Origin of the sequence: Pseudonocardia parietis, from assembly GCF_017876315.1 — a bacterium.
Lineage (GTDB): Bacteria > Actinomycetota > Actinomycetes > Mycobacteriales > Pseudonocardiaceae > Pseudonocardia > Pseudonocardia parietis.
In genome coordinates, this window is record NZ_JAGINU010000001.1 from 6,308,998 (window position 1) to 6,325,649 (window position 16,652).

16 protein-coding genes are annotated in these 16,652 nt (G+C 73.9%); 6 read left to right on the forward strand and 10 right to left on the reverse strand.

All coding sequences use genetic code 11. The annotated features are described in order from the left end of the window. Positions 1 to 2 precede the first annotated feature (2 nt). The 8 genes from JOF36_RS29690 to JOF36_RS29725 all read right to left on the reverse strand — a co-directional run bounded on the left by JOF36_RS29690 (position 3) and on the right by JOF36_RS29725 (position 7,940). A complete protein-coding gene (locus JOF36_RS29690; RefSeq protein WP_210033441.1) occupies positions 3 to 917 on the reverse strand; it encodes an AurF N-oxygenase family protein in 915 nt (304 codons plus the stop codon). Between the two features lie 106 nt (positions 918 to 1,023). Beyond that, on the reverse strand, positions 1,024 to 2,310 hold the full coding sequence (locus tag JOF36_RS29695; protein ID WP_210033443.1) for a YeeE/YedE family protein: 1,287 nt from the start codon (positions 2,308 to 2,310) through the stop codon (positions 1,024 to 1,026). Between the two features lie 116 nt (positions 2,311 to 2,426). Then, positions 2,427 to 3,299, reverse strand: a complete 873-nt coding sequence (gene couO / locus JOF36_RS29700) for a 4-hydroxyphenyl-beta-ketoacyl-CoA hydrolase (protein ID WP_210033445.1) — start codon at positions 3,297 to 3,299, stop codon at positions 2,427 to 2,429. A 36-nt stretch (positions 3,300 to 3,335) separates the two neighbouring features. Beyond that, positions 3,336 to 3,557, reverse strand: a complete 222-nt coding sequence (locus JOF36_RS39525) for a 3-hydroxyacyl-CoA dehydrogenase NAD-binding domain-containing protein (RefSeq protein ID WP_210033447.1) — start codon at positions 3,555 to 3,557, stop codon at positions 3,336 to 3,338. After that, the gene (locus JOF36_RS29710) at positions 3,554 to 5,524 is read right to left on the reverse strand and encodes an acetoacetate--CoA ligase (RefSeq protein WP_210033454.1); all 1,971 of its coding nucleotides are present in this window, start codon (positions 5,522 to 5,524) and stop codon (positions 3,554 to 3,556) included. The genes JOF36_RS39525 and JOF36_RS29710 overlap by 4 nt, the downstream gene beginning before the upstream one ends. Further along, positions 5,521 to 5,832 (reverse strand): Clp protease/crotonase-like domain-containing protein, encoded by a 312-nt coding sequence (locus JOF36_RS29715; protein ID WP_210033456.1) that lies wholly within the window; start codon positions 5,830 to 5,832, stop codon positions 5,521 to 5,523. Before JOF36_RS29715 ends, JOF36_RS29710 begins: the two co-directional genes overlap by 4 nt. After that, positions 5,829 to 7,376, reverse strand: coding sequence for an acyl-CoA synthetase (locus tag JOF36_RS29720; protein WP_210033458.1), 1,548 nt, complete (start codon positions 7,374 to 7,376; stop codon positions 5,829 to 5,831). The genes JOF36_RS29715 and JOF36_RS29720 overlap by 4 nt, the downstream gene beginning before the upstream one ends. Positions 7,377 to 7,439: 63 nt before the next feature. Beyond that, a complete protein-coding gene (locus JOF36_RS29725) occupies positions 7,440 to 7,940 on the reverse strand; it encodes a MarR family winged helix-turn-helix transcriptional regulator (RefSeq protein ID WP_307862654.1) in 501 nt (166 codons plus the stop codon). 108 nt (positions 7,941 to 8,048) lie between these two features. Between JOF36_RS29725 and JOF36_RS29730 the strand changes: the two genes are divergently transcribed. After that, positions 8,049 to 9,371, forward strand: a complete 1,323-nt coding sequence (locus JOF36_RS29730; protein ID WP_210033459.1) for an MFS transporter — start codon at positions 8,049 to 8,051, stop codon at positions 9,369 to 9,371. Between the two features lie 33 nt (positions 9,372 to 9,404). On the opposite strand, the gene JOF36_RS29735 is transcribed toward JOF36_RS29730, so the two are convergent. Beyond that, on the reverse strand, positions 9,405 to 10,856 hold the full coding sequence (locus JOF36_RS29735; RefSeq protein WP_210033461.1) for an MDR family MFS transporter: 1,452 nt from the start codon (positions 10,854 to 10,856) through the stop codon (positions 9,405 to 9,407). A 181-nt stretch (positions 10,857 to 11,037) separates the two neighbouring features. Here JOF36_RS29735 and JOF36_RS29740 point away from each other — a divergent pair, with 181 nt between their 5' ends. The 4 genes from JOF36_RS29740 to JOF36_RS29755 all read left to right on the forward strand — a co-directional run bounded on the left by JOF36_RS29740 (position 11,038) and on the right by JOF36_RS29755 (position 14,518). After that, positions 11,038 to 12,201, forward strand: coding sequence for an NAD(P)/FAD-dependent oxidoreductase (locus tag JOF36_RS29740; protein WP_210033463.1), 1,164 nt, complete (start codon positions 11,038 to 11,040; stop codon positions 12,199 to 12,201). Between the two features lie 10 nt (positions 12,202 to 12,211). After that, positions 12,212 to 12,751: an isopentenyl-diphosphate Delta-isomerase gene (idi, locus tag JOF36_RS29745; protein WP_210033465.1), complete on the forward strand. Its 540-nt coding sequence runs from the start codon at positions 12,212 to 12,214 to the stop codon at positions 12,749 to 12,751. Between the two features lie 46 nt (positions 12,752 to 12,797). Continuing rightward, positions 12,798 to 13,793 carry a small ribosomal subunit Rsm22 family protein gene (locus JOF36_RS29750; protein WP_307862655.1) on the forward strand — a complete coding sequence of 332 codons (996 nt, stop codon included), beginning with the start codon at positions 12,798 to 12,800 and terminating at the stop codon, positions 13,791 to 13,793. Positions 13,794 to 13,945: 152 nt separating this feature from the next. Then, positions 13,946 to 14,518: a hypothetical protein gene (locus tag JOF36_RS29755; protein WP_210033469.1), complete on the forward strand. Its 573-nt coding sequence runs from the start codon at positions 13,946 to 13,948 to the stop codon at positions 14,516 to 14,518. A gap of 20 nt (positions 14,519 to 14,538) precedes the next feature. Here the strand turns inward: JOF36_RS29755 and JOF36_RS29760 are convergent, their stop codons facing one another. Then, positions 14,539 to 15,552: a CobW family GTP-binding protein gene (locus JOF36_RS29760; protein WP_210033470.1), complete on the reverse strand. Its 1,014-nt coding sequence runs from the start codon at positions 15,550 to 15,552 to the stop codon at positions 14,539 to 14,541. Between the two features lie 106 nt (positions 15,553 to 15,658). Between JOF36_RS29760 and JOF36_RS29765 the strand changes: the two genes are divergently transcribed. Beyond that, entirely contained in the window at positions 15,659 to 16,648 is a 990-nt protein-coding gene (locus JOF36_RS29765; protein WP_245351027.1) for a carbohydrate kinase family protein, read from the forward strand. Positions 16,649 to 16,652: the final 4 nt, after the last annotated feature.

Below are 16,652 nucleotides of genomic sequence, written 5' to 3' on the forward strand. Positions count from 1 at the left end.
GGTCAGATCAGGTTCGCGCGGCGGTAGAACCGCAGCGCGGGCTTGGTCAGCAGGCCACAGGACGAGAGGAACTCCATGAGCCCGGCACACGACGAGCGCAGCATCGCCTTGTGGTGCTCGTTGGCCTTCGCCTCGCGCAGCGCGCGCTCCTTGTCCAGGCCCGCGTTCTCGTAGACCTGCTCGTTCCACATGCTGGTGACGATGAAGTACGCGGCGGCCGCGACGGCGACCGCCTGGTACTGGCGGCGCAGCCGGCCGGTCCCCCGGAGCCGCTCGCGGGTCTCCTCGCGGGCGAACCGCATGTGCCGCGACTCCTCGACCACGTGGATGTTGTTGATCGTCCGCACGAACGGGGCGACGCGCTCGTCGCGCATCCAGTCCCGCTGCATCACGTCGAGGACCTCCTCGGCGACCAGGATCGACGCGTACGCCGCCTCGCCGGAGTAGGTCAGCGCGCAGAGCCTGCCGAGCGCCACGACGCTGCGCTTGGGGATGTAGGCCGGCGCCCCGAGCTTGGCCGAGCCGCGGGCGAACATGATCGAGTGCCGGCACTCGTCGGCGATCTCGGTCAGTGCCCACTGGAAGGCCGGGTCGGTCGGGTCCTTGGCGTAGAAGTCCCGCAGCACGAGCTGCTGCAGGATCATCTCGAACCAGATGCCGGTCGAGGCCACCGACGCCGACTCCTGGCGGGTCAGCTCGGTGCGCTGCTCCTCGGTCAGCTCGTCCCAGTAGGCGGTGCCGTAGAGGCTGCTCCACTCGGGGCTCATGCCGTGGTGAGTGCGGTCCAGCGGCGTCTCCCAGTCGACCTCGGTCGTGGGGTCGAACGAGAGCTCCGCGGACGAACGCAGCAGCCGCTCCGCGGTGTCCTGCCGGTCGTCGGTCATGTCGACCCGGGCCTCAGGAACGGTGGCGGTCATGTCGGCTCCTCGCAGACGACGATGTCAGATGCTGTAACCACCGGTAACGTTACCAGCGGTTACACACAACGCAAGTCGTCGGGGCCGCAGCAGGTCGTCGGGGATCTCAGCAGAGCGAGTCGGCCGGCTCGGGGTTGGCCAGGCCGAACAGCGGTCGCAGGCGCAGCCCCACCCAGGTACCGCCGAGAGCGACGACGGCCCAGATCCAGCCGTGCAGGCTGAACGAGGCGATGCCGGAGAAGTAGGCACCGATGTTGCAACCACCCGCCAGACGCGCGCCGTACCCCATGGCGATGCCACCGAGCACGGCGCCGAGCGCCAGCTTCCACGGGACCCGCTTGTGCAGCACGAACGCGCCGCCCACCGCGGACGCGACCAGCGCGCCGACCATGATGCCGATGTCGAGGTTGGAGATCCGGTCGGCGAGCACCGGGTTCGCCAGCGCCTCCGCGTTCGCCGGCACCTGCCAGTACGCCAGGCTCGCCATGTCGAAGCCGAGGAACTCGAGGAACTTCGAGCCCCACAGCGCGAACGCCGACGTCACGCCCCACGGGGCGGCGGAGACGAACAGCACCGCGGCGTTCAGCCCGGCGAGCACGATCGCGCCGGCCCACATCGGCCAGGAGCCGCGCAGTACCCGGGCGGCACCGCGGGCCGACGGCGGACGCTGCACCGGCGGCGGGGTGCGACGGCGGGCGACGACCCAGGTCGCGACGGTGATCGCGGCGAGGACGACGAGGGTGAGGGCGACCGCGCCCGGGTAGCCGAGCAGTCCCGCGAGGTCGACGCGCGGGCCCTGGGGCACCGTCTCGGTCCAGAAGGTGTGGGTGAACACCGCGAACATCGAGCCCACGACGAAGCCGAACAGGGTCAGCACGATCGCGCTCTGCCCGCTGCCGACCGCGAACAGCGTCCCGGACGCGCACGACCCGCCGACCTGCATCCCGAGTCCGAACAGGAACGCGCCGACGACCAGGCCGATCCCCACCGGTGAGACGAGCCCGCGCGGCTCCCCGGCCAGCGCGAACCCGGAGGAGAGGATCACCGCGAACAGCACGGCCGCCGTCGCCAGCATGATCATGTGAGCCCGGATCGCCGCGCCCTGGCCGACCGCCACCAGCTGGCGCCAGCCGGAGGTGAAGCCGAACCGCGAGTGGAACAGCGTGAAGCCGAGCGCGAGCCCGAGTGCCGCGGTGCCGACCATCGTCGCCGGGGCGACCGTGCTCACGCCGATCAGGAAGAGCACGGCCAGCACGAGCCCGACCGTGACGACCTTCCACTGCGGTGCCGGCGAGGCGCGGTCCTGCGGGCCGTAGGCGGCCCGCTCGGTGGCCGGGATCTCACGCAGCACGCGCCCGAGCGGGCCGGGGCTGCGTTCCTTGACGACGGACATCGTTCTCCTCGGGACGGGTGGGAGCGGGGCCCGGGGACCGGGACCATGCGGCGTTGTTCAACCCGCAGCGGTGGCCCGATCATTCCCGCGGCCCGCCACCCGTCGCCCCCCGCCCCTCAACCGAGACCGAGCAGCCGGACGGCGTTCTCCTTGAGGATCAGCGGCCGGACCTCGGGCTTGAGATCCAGGTTCTCGAAGTCCGCGAGCCAGCGGTCCGGGGTGAGCACCGGGAAGTCCGAGCCGAACAGCACCTTGCGCCGCAGCAGCGAGTTCGCCGCCCGCACCAGCTGCGGCGGGAAGTACTTCGGCGACCAGCCGGACAGGTCGATGTGGACGTTGGCCTTGTGCGTCGCCATCGAGATCGCCTCGTCCTGCCACGGAACCGACGGGTGCGCGAGCACGATCGTGAGGTCCGGGTGGTCGGCGGCGACGTCGTCGAGCAGCATCGGGTTCGAGTAGCGCAGCTTGATCCCGCGCCCGCCGGGCAGCCCGGCGCCGATCCCGGTCTGTCCGCTGTGGAACAGCGCGGGCACACCGAGCTCGGCGATGGCCTCGTAGAGCGGGTAGTACCGCATGTCGTTCGGCTCGAACGCCTGCAGGCTCGGGTGGAACTTGAACCCGCGCACCCCGTGCCCGGTCACCAGCCGACGGGCCCGGGCGACGGCGGCCTTGCCGGCGTGCGGGTCGACCGAGCCGAACGGGATCAGCGCGTCGGGGTGCTCGGCGGCCCGGTCGGCGATCTCCTCGCTGGACAGCGCGGGATGCCCGGTGCCGGCCGGGGCGTCGACGGTGAACACGACCGCGGCGATCCGGCGGGCCCGGTAGTGCTCGGCGATGGAGGTGATCGTCGGGGTGCGGTCCTGGTCGGCCTTGAAGTACGCCGCCGAGGCGTCCAGCAGCTCCTGGTCGAGCGCGAAGCAGCCGTGCCCGTCCTGCTCGACGTGCACGTGGACGTCGATCGCGTCGACGGTGGCGGGATCGATGGCCATACGGGTCCTCCAGGGGGTTTCGAGGGGAGCGGTCGATCAGGGCCGGACCCCGTCGGTCGGCAGCGGGCCCTGGGCCCCGGGGACCGGCCCGAGCGCGGCGAGATCGGTTCGCAGTCGGTCCTCGGCGCCCGGCGCCGGGTCGTGGGCGTGCACCGCCAGGCCGCGGGCGAGGAACAGTGCCGTCCAGCCGACGCCGAGCACCCCGGTCCCGACGACGGCGACCCGAGCGACCGCCGCACTGACTTCTGCTCTGCTCACCTCCGGCCCGAGGACCGCATCGCCGCGAGCTCGGTGAACACGTCCAGCGACCCGGGATCGGCCAGCACGTCCCGGGAGGCGACGTCCTCGGCCGCGGCGCCCTGCAGGATCCGTTTCACGGGGACCTCCAGCTTCTTCCCGGTCCGGTTGCGCGGCACCGCGGGGACCGCGTCGATCCGGTCCGGTGCGTGGCGCGGGGTCAGCTCGGTGCGCAGAGCCGTCGTGATCGCCGTGCGCAGCACGTCGTCGAGCTCGGCACCGGGCCGCAGCGCCACGAACAGCCGCAGCTCGCCGTTCCCGCCTGCCGGATCCTCCAGGTGGACGACGAGGCTGTCGTCGACCTCGGGCAGCTCCTCGACGACCGCGTAGAACTCGGCGGTGCCCAGCCGGACCCCGCCGCGGTTGAGGGTGGCGTCCGAGCGTCCCGTGACCACGGCGCTGCCTGCCGCGGAGAACCGGACCCGGTCGCCGTGGCGCCAGACGCCGGGGAACGTGGCGAAGTAGGTGTCGCGGTAGCGGGAACCGTCGGCGTCGCCCCAGAACCCGACCGGCATCGACGGCATCGCGGAGGTGATCACCAGCTCACCGGGCGCCCCGATCACCGGGCAGCCGTCGTCGTCGTAGGCCTTCGCGTCCACGCCCAGGCAGGGACCGGAGATCTCCCCGGCCCACACCGGCTGCAGCGGTCCGCCCTGCACGATGCCGGAGCAGACGTCGGTGCCGCCGCTGCCGACGTTGAGCAGGACGCCGGGCCCGAACTCCTCGGCGACCCAGCGATAGCCCTCCGCCGGGAGCGGGCTGCCCGCGGCGCCGATCTGCCGGATCCGGGACAGGTCGTGCTCGGTGGCCGGGTGCAGGCCCGCCCTGCGGCACGCCATCAGGAAACCGGGGCTCGCACCCATCAGCGTCGCCCCGGTCCGGGCGGCGAGCCGCCACTGGTGTCCCGGATCGGGATACGCCGGATCGCCGTCGACCAGCACGATCGACGCCTGTCGCAGCAGCCCGGAGACCAGCGCGTTCCACATCATCCAGGCGGTCGTGGAGTACCACAGCATCCGGTCGCCGGGGCCGAGGTCCCAGCTCAGGGCATGGTTCTTGAGGTGCTCGACGAGGATCCCGCCGTGGCCGTGCACGATCGCCTTCGGCTTCCCGGTGGTGCCGGAGGAGAACAGCACGCACAGCGGGTGGTCGAACGCGACCGGGTCGAATGCGAGCTCGGCGGGTTCCGCGAGGAGCTCGTCCCAGCCGGTCGCGTCCGGGACGCCGTACGGGCCGTAGGGGACGTCGACGACGTGCCGCAGCGTGGGCAGCCCGGCCCGCAGGGCGGCGACCTCGACACGGCGGTCGACGTCGCGCCCCGCCCAGCCGTACCCGCCGACCGCGAGCAGCACGACCGGCTCGACCTGGCCGAACCGGTCGATCACGGCGCGCGCACCGAACTCGGGGGCGCAGCTGGTCCAGATCGCGCCGAGGGAGGCGGTCGCCAGGTACGCGACGACGGCCTCCGGAATGTTCGGCAGGTAGGCGGCGACCCGGTCACCGCGGCCGACGCCGAGGCGGCGCAGCCCGGCCCGGGCCCGTGCCACCTGTTCGCGCAGCCCCGCCCAGCTCAGCTCGGTCCGGTCGCGGCTCTGCGGGTACGCGACGACGGCGACGTCGGCGGCATCGGTGCCGGACGACCCGACCGCGTGCTCGGCGTAGTTCAGGGTGGCGCCCGGGAACCACTGCGCGCCGGGCATCGCGGTCCGTCCGCGCACCGCCACCGGCGGCGTCGTGAACCGCACACCGAGGTGCTCGACGACGCCGCCCCAGAAGCCGTCGGGGTCGGAGACCGACCAGCGGTGCAGGTCGGCGTAGTCGTCGAACACCAGCCCGCGCCCGCGCTCCAGGTAGGACAGGAACCGGCCGATCTCCGTGGTCTCCCAGGCGTCGGCGGGTACCGGCCGGATCAGCTCGGCCGCGCTCACCGCTGCACCCGCCCGCCCCGCCCGGCCAGGAATGCGCGCATCCGCTCCTGCGCCTTCTCCCGGCCCGCACCGGGGCCGACGCGGTAGTGCGACAGGCCCAGCGCCTGTCCCTGCTCGGCGTCGAGCACCACGGCCCGGACCCCGTCCGGCGGGTGCGTGAAGAACGTCTCGACCCCCAGCACGGTCGCGTCGTTCAGCGCGTTGCGCTCGGCCGCCCGGCACAGCCGCGGCACGGCGACCTCGCCGTGCCGCTCGGCCTGCAGCGTCAAGGGCAGCAGTGACTCCACCGCGGGGGTACCGGCGGTCACGGCAGCACCTCCTCGTCGGCGAAGGCCGCGGCCGCACGGACCCGCAGGTCGACCCGCCGGACCTTCCCGGTGGCGTTGCGCGGCAGCTCGTCCACGAACTCGACGTGGCGCGGGACCTTGTACCGGGCCAGCCGCGCGGACAGCAGCTCCCGCAGCTCGCCGGCGTCGAGCCGGGCGCCCGGGCGCAGCTGCACGTACGCGACCCCGACCTCGCCCCAGCGGGCGTCCGGGATGCCGACGACGGCGCAGTCGGCGACGGCGTCGTGGGTGACGGCGACGGCCTCCACCTCGGCCGGATAGACGTTCTCCCCGCCGGAGATGTAGAGGTCCGTGACGCGGTCGACGACGAACGCCCACCCGTCGTCGCCGGCCCGGAGCACGTCACCGGTGTGGAACCAGTCCCCGGTCCGGGCCGCGGCGGTCTCCTCCGGGCGGCCCCAGTAGCCGGGGCTCACGTGCGGACCGCGGACCAGCAGCTCGCCGGGTTCGGCGCCAACGGGTGCGGGACCGCAGGATTCGGGGCCACCCTCGCGCGCCACCGCGACGTCGGTGAAGAAGTGCGGCACGCCGACCGACGTCGGCGGGTGCGCCGCGGTGCCCTCGCGGGTCGCCATGTAGACGCCCGGCGCGGTCTCGGTCATGCCGTAGCCCTGCTGCAGGGTGACGCCGCGGTCCAGCCACGCCCGGGCCACGCGCTCCTGCACCGCGGAGCCGCCGTAGACCACCGAGCGCAGCGCACCGAGGTCGGTGTCCGGCCAGGCCGGGTGCTCGCAGAGCAGCGCCAGCATGGTCGGGACGGCGGCGAAGGCGGTGATCGGAGCCTCGGCGATGCGGGCGAGGACCGCGCCGGCGTCGAACGCCGGAACGAGCTCCACGCTGCCGCCCTTGAACAGCGCGGGCAGCGTGACCTGGCTGAGCCCGACGCAGTGGAACAGCGGCGCGACGCACAGCGTGCGGTCGGTGGAGAGCAGGTCGACGTGGGCGAGCTGGTTGACCGTGTTCCACGTCAGGTTGCCGTGGGTGAGCACGGCCGCCTTCGGACGCCCGGTGGTGCCGGAGGTGTAGAGCAGCACCGCCGGGTCGTCGAGATCCGCACCGCCGGTGTCCGCAGGCGATCCGGTGGCGAGCGGCTCGGGCCCGGTGTCCACGGCGACGACCCGGACGTCCGGAGCCGGCGCGTCGGTCGCCCGCCCGGTCGCGTCGGGCCCGTGCACCAGCACCGACGCGCCGCAGTCGTCGAGCATGTAGCGGATCTCCGCGCCCGCGAGCCGGTGGTTGATCGGCACCACGATCGCGCCCAGCGCCCAGGCGGCGAAGTAGGTCTCCAAGGTCTCGACGGCGTTGACGCCCAGCCAGGCGACCCGGTCGCCGTGACCGACCCCGAGCCGGGCGAGGCCGCCCGCGATCCGCGCGGTGCGGTCGGCGAGCCCGGCGTAGGTGAGCGTGCGGTGCGCGTCGAGCACCGCCGTCGCGTCCGGACCGATGCGGGCCCGCCGCACGGGCCAGCTGCCCAGCCCGAGGCCGGGTCCGGTGATCGGGCTCATGGGCTCCCTCGCACACGTCCGATTCGCAGGTATCAGGAAGCTTGATAGCAAGCTTCCTGATAGTCAACCGGGTGGCTCGTCGTCCTCCGACTCGCTGCCGTCGGCGGTGTCGTCCGGACGGGCCAGCGCGGCGAGACAGCGCTCCAGGGCGAGGGCGAAGACGTCGGCCTCGCCCGGCTCCAGCGCGTCCAGCATCCGGCGTTCGACGTCCGCGACCGCCGCGTGGCAGGCCGCCAGCGCCTCGTCGCCGCGGGGGGTGAGCCAGAGACGCAGGATCCGCTTGTTCCCGGCGTCCGGCCTGCGCTCGACGAGATCGTCGCGTTCGAGCCCGGCGACCAGCTGCTGCATCGCCTGCGGGGTCACGAAGTGCCGCCGCGCGAGCTGCGCCGAGGAGAGCCCGCCGCGCCGCTCGAGGACGCTCAGCGCGGTGTACTGCCCGAGCGTCACGCCGAGTGGGCGCAACGCCTCCTCCATCCGGGCCCGCTCCGCCATCTGCAACCGTTTGACCAGGTAGGTCAGTCGCTGACCGCGCGATCCGGTGGGTGCTGCCGCCGCGTCCGTCACGGACCGAGGGTAGCGACGCTCGACCAGGTGACAAGACACTTGCTATAAAGCTGCTTGCTACCCAGCCGGTGCCGACCGGCCGGCCGGTCCGACAGGCAGGGAGTCGCGATGACGCAACCCCGGTTCTCCCGCACCCAGCTGCGGCGGGCGGTGCTGTCGAGCTACCTCGGCAGCGTGATCGAGTACTACGACTTCCTGCTGTACGCGACGGCGTCGGCCGTGGTGTTCAACCAGGTCTTCTTCTCCGACCTCGATCCGCTGGTCGGGACGGTCGCCGCGTTCGGCACCCTCGCGGCCGGGTACGTCGCCCGCCCGCTCGGCGGGATCGTCTTCGGGCACTTCGGCGACCGGGTCGGCCGCAAACGGATGCTCGTGATCAGCATGGTGCTGATGGGGGTCGCCAGCACCCTGATCGGCGTGCTCCCCACCTATGCCCAGGTGGGGGCTCTGGCGCCGCTGCTGCTCGTGTTGCTGCGGATCGTCCAGGGCATCGCGGTCGGCGGCGAGTGGGGCGGCGCGGTGCTGATGTCGGCCGAGCACGCGTCGTCGCGGCGCGGGCTGTGGTCGAGCTTCACCAACGCCGGCGCACCGAGCGGCATGGTGCTCTCGACGGTGGTGCTGGCGGTGTCCGCGTCGCTGAGCGGCCCCGGGTTCCTCACCTGGGGCTGGCGGATCCCGTTCCTGCTGAGCGTGGTGCTGCTGGTGATCGGGCTGTTCGTCCGGCTGTCGGTCGCCGAGACACCGGTGTTCGCCGCGGCCGCCGGCGCGAAGCCGGCCCGTCCGCCGCTGGTGGAGGTGTTCCGCAGGCACCCGCGGAACCTGCTGCTCGTCGTCGGATTCGGTTTCGGCGCGTTCGTCGCGCAGGGCACGCTCACCGTGTTCGTCATCTCGTACGCGGTGCAGGCCGGGTTCGAGCGGCAGACGGTGCTCAACGCGCTCACCGCGTCCTCGGTCGTCGCGGTCGTCGCCATCATCGGGTTCTCGGCGCTGTCGGACCGGGTGGGACGACGACCGGTCCTGCTCGGCGGTGCCCTCGCCACCGGCGCCTGGTGCTTCGCGATCTTCCCCTTCATCGACAGCGGGTCGACGGTGCTGCTCACCCTGGCCGTGGTCGTCGGGCAGGGGATCGCGCACGCCGCGTGGTTCGGCCCGTCGGCCGCGCTGTACTCGGAGATGTTCTCCACCGGCTCCCGCTACACCGGGGCCTCGCTCGGCTACCAGATCTCCGGCCTCGGCGCGGGGCTGGCACCGGTGACGTTCGCGTCGCTGCTGGCCGGTGGCGGCGGGACGCTGATGATCAGCACGGTCATCGGGCTGCTCGCGCTGGTCTCCGTGGGGTGCGTGCTGGCGCTGCGGGAGACCGCGCGGGACGGGCTCACCGGTCACCCGGATACCGTGCCGGCCGGGGACCGCGGCACCACGTCGGCCTGACCGGGGGCGAGCGGCGCCCGCCCCCGGCGCGGATCAGGCGCCCTGGCTCCCGGCGGGCTCGGTCTGCTCCGCCGGCCGCGGGCCGGTGAGGAACGCCAGGGCCACCACGACCAGCGAGATGACGGCCGCAACCAGGAACGCGGCGTGCACGCCTGCCTCGTCCACCCCGGCGCCCTCGGAGAACAGCGTCATCACCGTGATGAACAGCGCGGTCCCGGCGGCACCGGCGACCTGCTGCAGCGTGGTGAGGATGGCGCTGCCGTGCGAGTACAGGTCCCCGGGCAGCGACCCGAGCGCCTCGGTCATCAGCGGCGTGAACATCAGCGCCAGCGCCGAGGACAGGCCCACGTACAGCACCGCGACCAGCCAGATCGGCGTCGTCGCGCCGAGGGTGGTGAACCCCCACATCACCGCGGCCAGCAGGAGCGAACCCGGGATGACCAGCGGACGCGCGCCGAGCCGGTCGTAGGCGCGCCCGACGATCGGACCGAGCAGACCCATCGCCAGACCACCGGGCAGCACCACGAGCCCGGCGACGAACGCGCTGTCGTTCAGCACGTTCTGGATGTAGAGCGGCAGCAGGATGATCGCCCCGAACAGGGACATGAACCCGGTGGCCACCAGCACCAGCGCCAGGGTGTAGCGGCGGATCGCGAACGGGCGCATGTCCAGCAGCGGCGCACCCACGCGCTGCAGCCGGATCTGGCGGTGCACGAACACGGCCAGTGCGACGGCGCCGACGACCAGGGGGACCCAGGGCGGGAGCCCGCCGTGCGTGCCGGCGGCCGCGGACTCACCGACCGCGGACAGGCCGTAGACGATGCCGGAGAACGCGACCACCGAGATCAGCACGGACAGCACGTCCAGCGGGGCCTTCGAGGTCTCGGCGGTCACCCTCAGCCAGGTCGCCCCGGCGGCCAGCGCGATCAGCGCGATCGGCAGCACCAGCCAGAACATCCAGCGCCAGCCCAGCGCCGAGAGGATCACGCCGGAGATCGTCGGGCCGAGTGCGGGTGCGACCGCGATGACGATCGAGATCGTGCCCATGGTTTGCCCGCGGCGCGACGCCGGGATCAGCCGCATGATCGTCGTCATCAGCAGCGGGACCATCACCGCGGTGCCGCACGCCTGCACGACACGGCCCGCGAGCAGCACCGCGAAACCCGGTGCGAGCGCACACAGCAGGGTGCCCGCGCTGAACAGGGTCATCGACGCGAGGTACACCGCCCGCGGCGGGAACCGCTGCAGCAGGTACCCGGTGATCGGGATGACCACGGCCATCGTCAGCAGGAACCCGCTGGTCAGCCACTGCGCGGTGGCCGCGGTGACGCCGAGGTCGGCGATCAACGCCGGGAGCGCCACGCTCATGATCGTCTCGTTGAGGATCATGACGAAGGCGGACCCGACGAGCAGCGAGATGATCAGCAGCGCGCCCGCCGGGAGCCGATCCGCCTGGGCGGGTCCGGTCGTCGGCTCGGTCGTCACAGCGGGATTCCTCCTGTCGTCGGCCCCGGGCACGGTCGCCCGCGGCCGGTCGAGGGCGTGCGGGACCGCGGCGGGGAGGTCGGTGCGGTACCTGACGAGTGAACACGACCGGCCCCACGGGAGCGATCGGATTTCACCGCGCACGGATGGATTCCGCGACCGGTGAACGCAGAATGGGCCCATGTCCGTCTACGACGTCGTGGTGGTCGGGGCCGGTCCGGCGGGATCGGCGGCGGCGCTGAACGTGCTGCGCCTGCGGCCGGATGCCGCCGTGCTGCTGCTCGACGCGCAGTCGTTCCCCCGCGACAAGACCTGCGGTGACGGCGTCGCCGCCGAGGTGTTCGACCTGCTCGACGACCTCGGGGTGAGCGGGATCCGCGATCTCGGCCCGGCGGCGCCGCGGCTGCGGCTGCGCACCCCGGCCGGGCACGCCGTGCACCGGGCGGCGCCGCGCTCGAACCGGGTGATCACCCGGTGGGACCTGGACGCCGCGCTGGTGGACGCCGCCGTCGCCGCCGGGGCCGAACTGCGCCGCCACCGGGTGCGGACCCTGGACCTCGACGGCGACCGGGTCGTCCTGGACGGCACCGTCACCGCCCGCACGGTGATCGGGGCGGACGGGGCGCACTCGGTCGTGCGCCGGGCGCTGGGCGCACCCCCCGCGCCGCCGGAGGGCACTGCGGTGGCGATCCGCGGCTACACCCCGGTCGCCGCCGAGCCGGGGACGCTGACGATCGAGTACGCCGGGGACACCGTCCCCGCCTACGCGTGGTCGTTCCCGATCGCCGGGGGCGGCGCGAACGTCGGCTACGGGGTGTTCGACAAGCGCGGAGCCGGCTCGCGGGCCGAGCTGCTCGAGCGGCTGGCGCTGCTGCTGCCCGGCCAGGAGCCGGATCCCGCGACACTGCGCGCGCACCACCTCCCGCTGTCCACGACGCCGCGGTTCCAGCCCGACGGGCGCGTCCTGCTCGCCGGGGACGCCGCGGCCAAGGTCAACCCGCTGACCGGCGAAGGGATCTTCGACGCCGTCGCCTCCGGGATCCTGGCCGGCCGCAACGCGCTGCACGGGGCCGGTGCCGGAGCGGCACACCGGGACGCGATGGAGCGCGCGTTCGGCCGCCACCACCGGCACGTCGCGGCCCTGGCCCGGCTGGCGGCCCGCCCGGCCTTCCTCGACGCCGCGATCGGCGCCGCCGCCACGCACCCGAGCGTGTTCGACTGCGCCGTCCGGCTGGGCCTGGCCCGGGGCACGGTCTCCCCCGTCGCCCTGGCGCTGGTGGCCGCCCGGCTGCCGGCGACCGTGATCCGCGCCCGCCGGCGGGCCACGGCCGGCGGGGTCGGGTAGACAGGAGCGCATGGAACAGGTCGTACTGCTCGACGACGACGGCAACCCGGTCGGCGCCGCGGACAAGGCGACCGTGCACGGCGCGACGACCCCGCGGCACCTGGCGTTCTCCTGCTACGGCGTGGACGACGCCGGGCGCCTGCTGGTCACCCGGCGCGCGCGGGGCAAGACCGCGTTCCCCCTGGTCTGGACGAACACCTGCTGCGGGCACCCGGCACCGGGTGAGGACATGGCGGACGCGGTGCGCCGCCGGCTGTCCGACGAGCTCGGGATCCGGGCCACCGAGCTGCGGCTGGTACTGCCCGGGTTCAGCTACCGGGCCTCCCAGGACGGGGTCGAGGAGAACGAGCTGTGCCCGGTGTTCGTCGCGCGCATCGCCGGCGAGCCCGCCCCGCGCCCGGACGAGGTCGACGACGTGCAGTGGTGGAGCTGGGAGCGCTTCCGCGAGGCCGCCGGCGACCCGGACTCCGGGCTGTCACCGTGGGCGCGGCTGCAGGTCCCGCTGCTCGACGCGCTCGACGACCCCCTGCTGGCCGGCGCCCGCGGCTGACCCCGCCCGGACGGGCCCGGCACGGGCACCTGGTGGGATGTCGGACGTGAGCGCCCCGGACACCGACCTCGCGGCCGACCTCGCCGCCGCCCTGGACGACGCCCTGGGCCCGGTCCCGGCCGGCCGGCTCGCCCCGGTGGTGGAGCGGCTGATCCGCGACTACCGCAGCGGCTCGGTGCCCACCGCCCCGATCCTGCGCAGCGACGACGACGCCGCCGCGTACGCCGCCTACCGCATGCCGGCCACGCACGCCGCCGTGCTCGACGCCCTGGAGCGGGCCGCCGGGCGGGTGCCCGATCCGGCCGTCCAGCTCGATCTGGGCGGCGGAACCGGCGCGGCGGTCTGGGCGGCGGCGCAGGTGTGGCCGTCGCTGCGCCGGGCCACGGTGCTGGAGGCCGCGGCTCCGGCGCGCGCGCTGGGCCGCAGGCTCGCCGGGGCCGCGTCGGCGCCCGCGGTGCGGACGGCACGCTGGGAGGCCGCCGTGCTCGGCACCGGTACCGAGCTGCCGGATGCGGACCTGGTCACCGCTTGTTACCTGCTCGGTGAGCTGCCCGAGCCGGTCCGGGACAGGCTGGTCGACGCCGCCGCCCGCACGGCCCGGACGGTGGTCGTCGTCGAACCGGGGACGCCCGCCGGGTACGCCCGGGTGCTCGCCGCCCGTTCCCGGCTCGTCGCCGCCGGGTTCACGGTCGCCGCCCCCTGCCCGCACGACGGCACCTGTCCGGTGACCGGCGACGACTGGTGCCACTTCGCCGTACGGGTGAACCGCAGCTCCCGGCACCGGACTCTCAAGGAGGGCACGCTCGGTCACGAGGACGAGAAGTTCTCCTACGTCGTCGCCGTCCGCGGCCGGGCGGAGCAGGCGCCGGGGCGGATCGTCCGGCACCCGCAGACCCGCAAGGGACTCGTCACCCTCCGTGTGTGCTCGGAGGACGGGACGCTGCGTGAGGAACCCGTACCGCGCAGTCGCAAAGATCTCTACCGCCCCGCTCGCGACGCCGCGTGGGGCGACGCGTGGCCGCCCGGGGGAAGCGACCGGTGATCGTCGATCACCCCGTGACCAAGCGCACACGGGTGACGCGCCGCAGCGACCTCGCGAACTTGTAACGCCGACCGGCATCCTGGGCGATGACCAGGTGCGACGGCCATCCGGTGGGCCGCGAACAGCAGATTTCTCACAGATCGAGCACGACCATGACCGACGTCACGACCGGCACCTCCACCGGGCGGCTCCCCACCCTCGTCCACACGACGCGCGGCTACCGCGTGCACGACCCCGCCCTGATCGCCGACACCAGTTATGTGATCGACGACGCCGGGGATCTCGTCTACACCCGCCTCCCGGCGGGTGCGATGACCGCGACGGCCGTCCTCGGCGCCGCCGTCACCGCGATCACTGTGGGTAACGGAAGCTGGGGCTGGGTGCTGGTCGTCTTCCTCCTCGCGGTCATCGTGGCGTGCGCCGTCGCGATCGCGGTCCTCTCGGTGATCCACGCGGTCACCGACCCGGTGCGGGCCTACCGCGGACGCTTCGGACACACCCGGTTCGCCGTCGACGTCACCGACCCGTCGTCGGCGACGTGGCAGCTGTGCGCCCGCGCCGAGCGGCTCGCCGCGAGCCGGTCCTGGCAGGCCGGGCGGGTCGATCCGGGCCGCACCCTCGGCGGACTGCTGTGGGCCGCCGTCGGTACCGGCGAGGAATGGGCCGCCGAGGCCGTGCTCGCGCTCGCCGAACCGGCCACCGGCCCGGACCTCACCTCGGTCTGACCGGGGGCCGGGGGCACGGGTCAGACCGCGTACCGGGCGACCGGGAGGAGCGCGTCGGCGTCGCGGCGGTCGTCGTCGCCCGCGACGCAGGCGCGCAGGGACCGTTCCAGGGCGGCCTCGTCGAGGCCGGTCCCGATCAGGACCAGGGTGGTGCGGCGGGGTTCACCGGCATCCCACCGGGCCCGGCGGAACCGGACGTACCGGCCGACGGTGTGCAGGTCCCACCGCTCGTGTGACGGCGCCGCGGCGAACCGCACCGACCCCTTGATCCGGTACAGCCCGGACGGGCGGGCGTCGAGCAGGCCCTGCAGGCGGGCGGCGTCGAGCGGCTCGTCGCAGAGGAAGGTCACGCTCTGGTAGCCGGCGTGCAGGTGGGTGTCGTGGCCGCCGCCGGGACCGTCCGGTACCTGCTCCCCGAGCATCAGCTGACGCCCGGGCACGATCTGGATGTCGAACAGCAGGGCCGGGTCGACCGCGCCGTCCCGGACCGGGACGATCGGCGCCCGCGGGTTGGTCTCGCGGCAGAGCCGCCGGACCCGCCAGAGCGTGCCCGTCCCGACCCGGTCGATCTTGTTCAGGACGACCAGGTCGGCCAGTCCGACGTGTTTGTCGAGCTGCGGATGCTGCCTGCGGGTCGTCTCGAACTCGGCGGCGTCGACCACCTCCACCAGCCCGCCGAAGCTCAGGTCCTGCCCCAGCCCGTCGAGCACCAGCTGGACCAGCGTGCCGGGGTCGGCGATCCCGCTGGCCTCGATGACGATCACGTCGATCTCGTCGCGGCGGCGGGTCAGGGTCTCCAGGACCTCCGCCACACCGCCCTCGCCGACCTCGCAGCACAGGCAGCCGTTGCCGAGTCCGACGACCCCACCGGCCTGCCCTGCCAGGCGCATCGCGTCGATGCCGACCGAGCCGAAGTCGTTGACGACCACGCCGATGCGCGCGTCCCCACCGGCGACGAGCAGGTGGTTCAGCAGGGTCGTCTTGCCGGCTCCGAGGAATCCGGCCAGCACCACGACCGGGATCTTCCGGGCCACCGGACATGACTACCACGTGCCGCCGACGACTCCGGCCCGGCGGTCGGGCTCCGATCGTGATCCGCCGACGGCGGGACCGGGGACGCGCCGTGACTACAGTGCCTCCATGCCCGAGACAGCTGCCGGACGCCCGCCACGCGGAGTGGTCGCCGTCGCCGGAGAGGCCCTGGTCGACATCGTCCCCGCCCCGGCACCGGGGTACTGGGAGCTGGCCCCCGGCGGCAGCCCCGCGAACGTCGCGGTCGGGCTCTCCCGGCTGGAGGTCCCGGCCCGGATGCTGGCCCGGCTGGCCGACGACCTGCTCGGCCGGAAGCTGCGCGAGCACCTGGCCGCGAACGGCGTCGACCTCTCGCACGCGGTCGAGGCCGACGAGCCGTCCTCGCTGGCGATCGTCGAGATCGCCGCCGACGGTCAGGCGTCCTACGACTTCCGGATCGCCGGCACCGCGGACTGGCAGTGGACCGACGACGAGCTCGCCGGGGCCCTCGACGACGGCCCGGCAGGCCCCGTCGTCGCCGTCCACTCCGGCTCGCTCGCGCTGACCACCCCGCCCGGGCACGAGGCGCTGCGCGAGCTGCTGGCCACCGCCGTGGACACCGCCACGGTCAGCTACGACCCGAACTTCCGGCCGCTGCTGATGGACGGCCCGGACGAGGTGCTCCCCGGCGTGCACGAGCTCCTCGGGATGGCCGACGTGGTGAAGGTCAGCGAGGAGGACCTGGCCTGGCTGCACCCCGGCCGCAAGCCCGGCGACATCGTGGGCGAGTGGCTGGAGCTGGGCCCGGCCGTGGTCGTCGTGACGCTCGGGGCGGACGGCGTGCTGGCCGGCACCGCGTCCGGCCTGCACAGCGTGCTCCCGGGCAGGGAGATCGACGTGGTGGACACCGTCGGTGCCGGGGACAGCTTCTCCGCGGCGATGCTCGCGGGGCTGCACCGGCGCGGCCTGCTCGGCGCCCTCGCCCGCGACGACCTGTACCGGATCGACCGCGCGTCCCTCGACGGCGTGCTCGCCGAGGCCGTCACCGCGGCGGCGATCACCTGCTCGCGCCACGGGGCGAACCCGCCGACCCGGGCCGAGCTGGCCGCGACGGGCTGACCGG

Excerpts from the sequence above, each read along its gene's own strand:
- JOF36_RS29690 (WP_210033441.1), bottom strand. The coding sequence starts at position 917 with ATGACCGCCACCGTTCCTGAGGCCCGGGTCGACATGACCGACGACCGG.
- JOF36_RS29695 (WP_210033443.1), bottom strand. The coding sequence starts at position 2,310 with ATGTCCGTCGTCAAGGAACGCAGCCCCGGCCCGCTCGGGCGCGTGCTG.
- couO (WP_210033445.1), bottom strand. The coding sequence starts at position 3,299 with ATGGCCATCGATCCCGCCACCGTCGACGCGATCGACGTCCACGTGCAC.
- JOF36_RS29720 (WP_210033458.1), bottom strand. The coding sequence starts at position 7,376 with ATGAGCCCGATCACCGGACCCGGCCTCGGGCTGGGCAGCTGGCCCGTG.
- JOF36_RS29730 (WP_210033459.1), top strand. The coding sequence starts at position 8,049 with ATGACGCAACCCCGGTTCTCCCGCACCCAGCTGCGGCGGGCGGTGCTG.
- JOF36_RS29740 (WP_210033463.1), top strand. The coding sequence starts at position 11,038 with ATGTCCGTCTACGACGTCGTGGTGGTCGGGGCCGGTCCGGCGGGATCG.
- idi (WP_210033465.1), top strand. The coding sequence starts at position 12,212 with ATGGAACAGGTCGTACTGCTCGACGACGACGGCAACCCGGTCGGCGCC.
- JOF36_RS29755 (WP_210033469.1), top strand. The coding sequence starts at position 13,946 with ATGACCGACGTCACGACCGGCACCTCCACCGGGCGGCTCCCCACCCTC.
- JOF36_RS29765 (WP_245351027.1), top strand. The coding sequence starts at position 15,659 with ATGCCCGAGACAGCTGCCGGACGCCCGCCACGCGGAGTGGTCGCCGTC.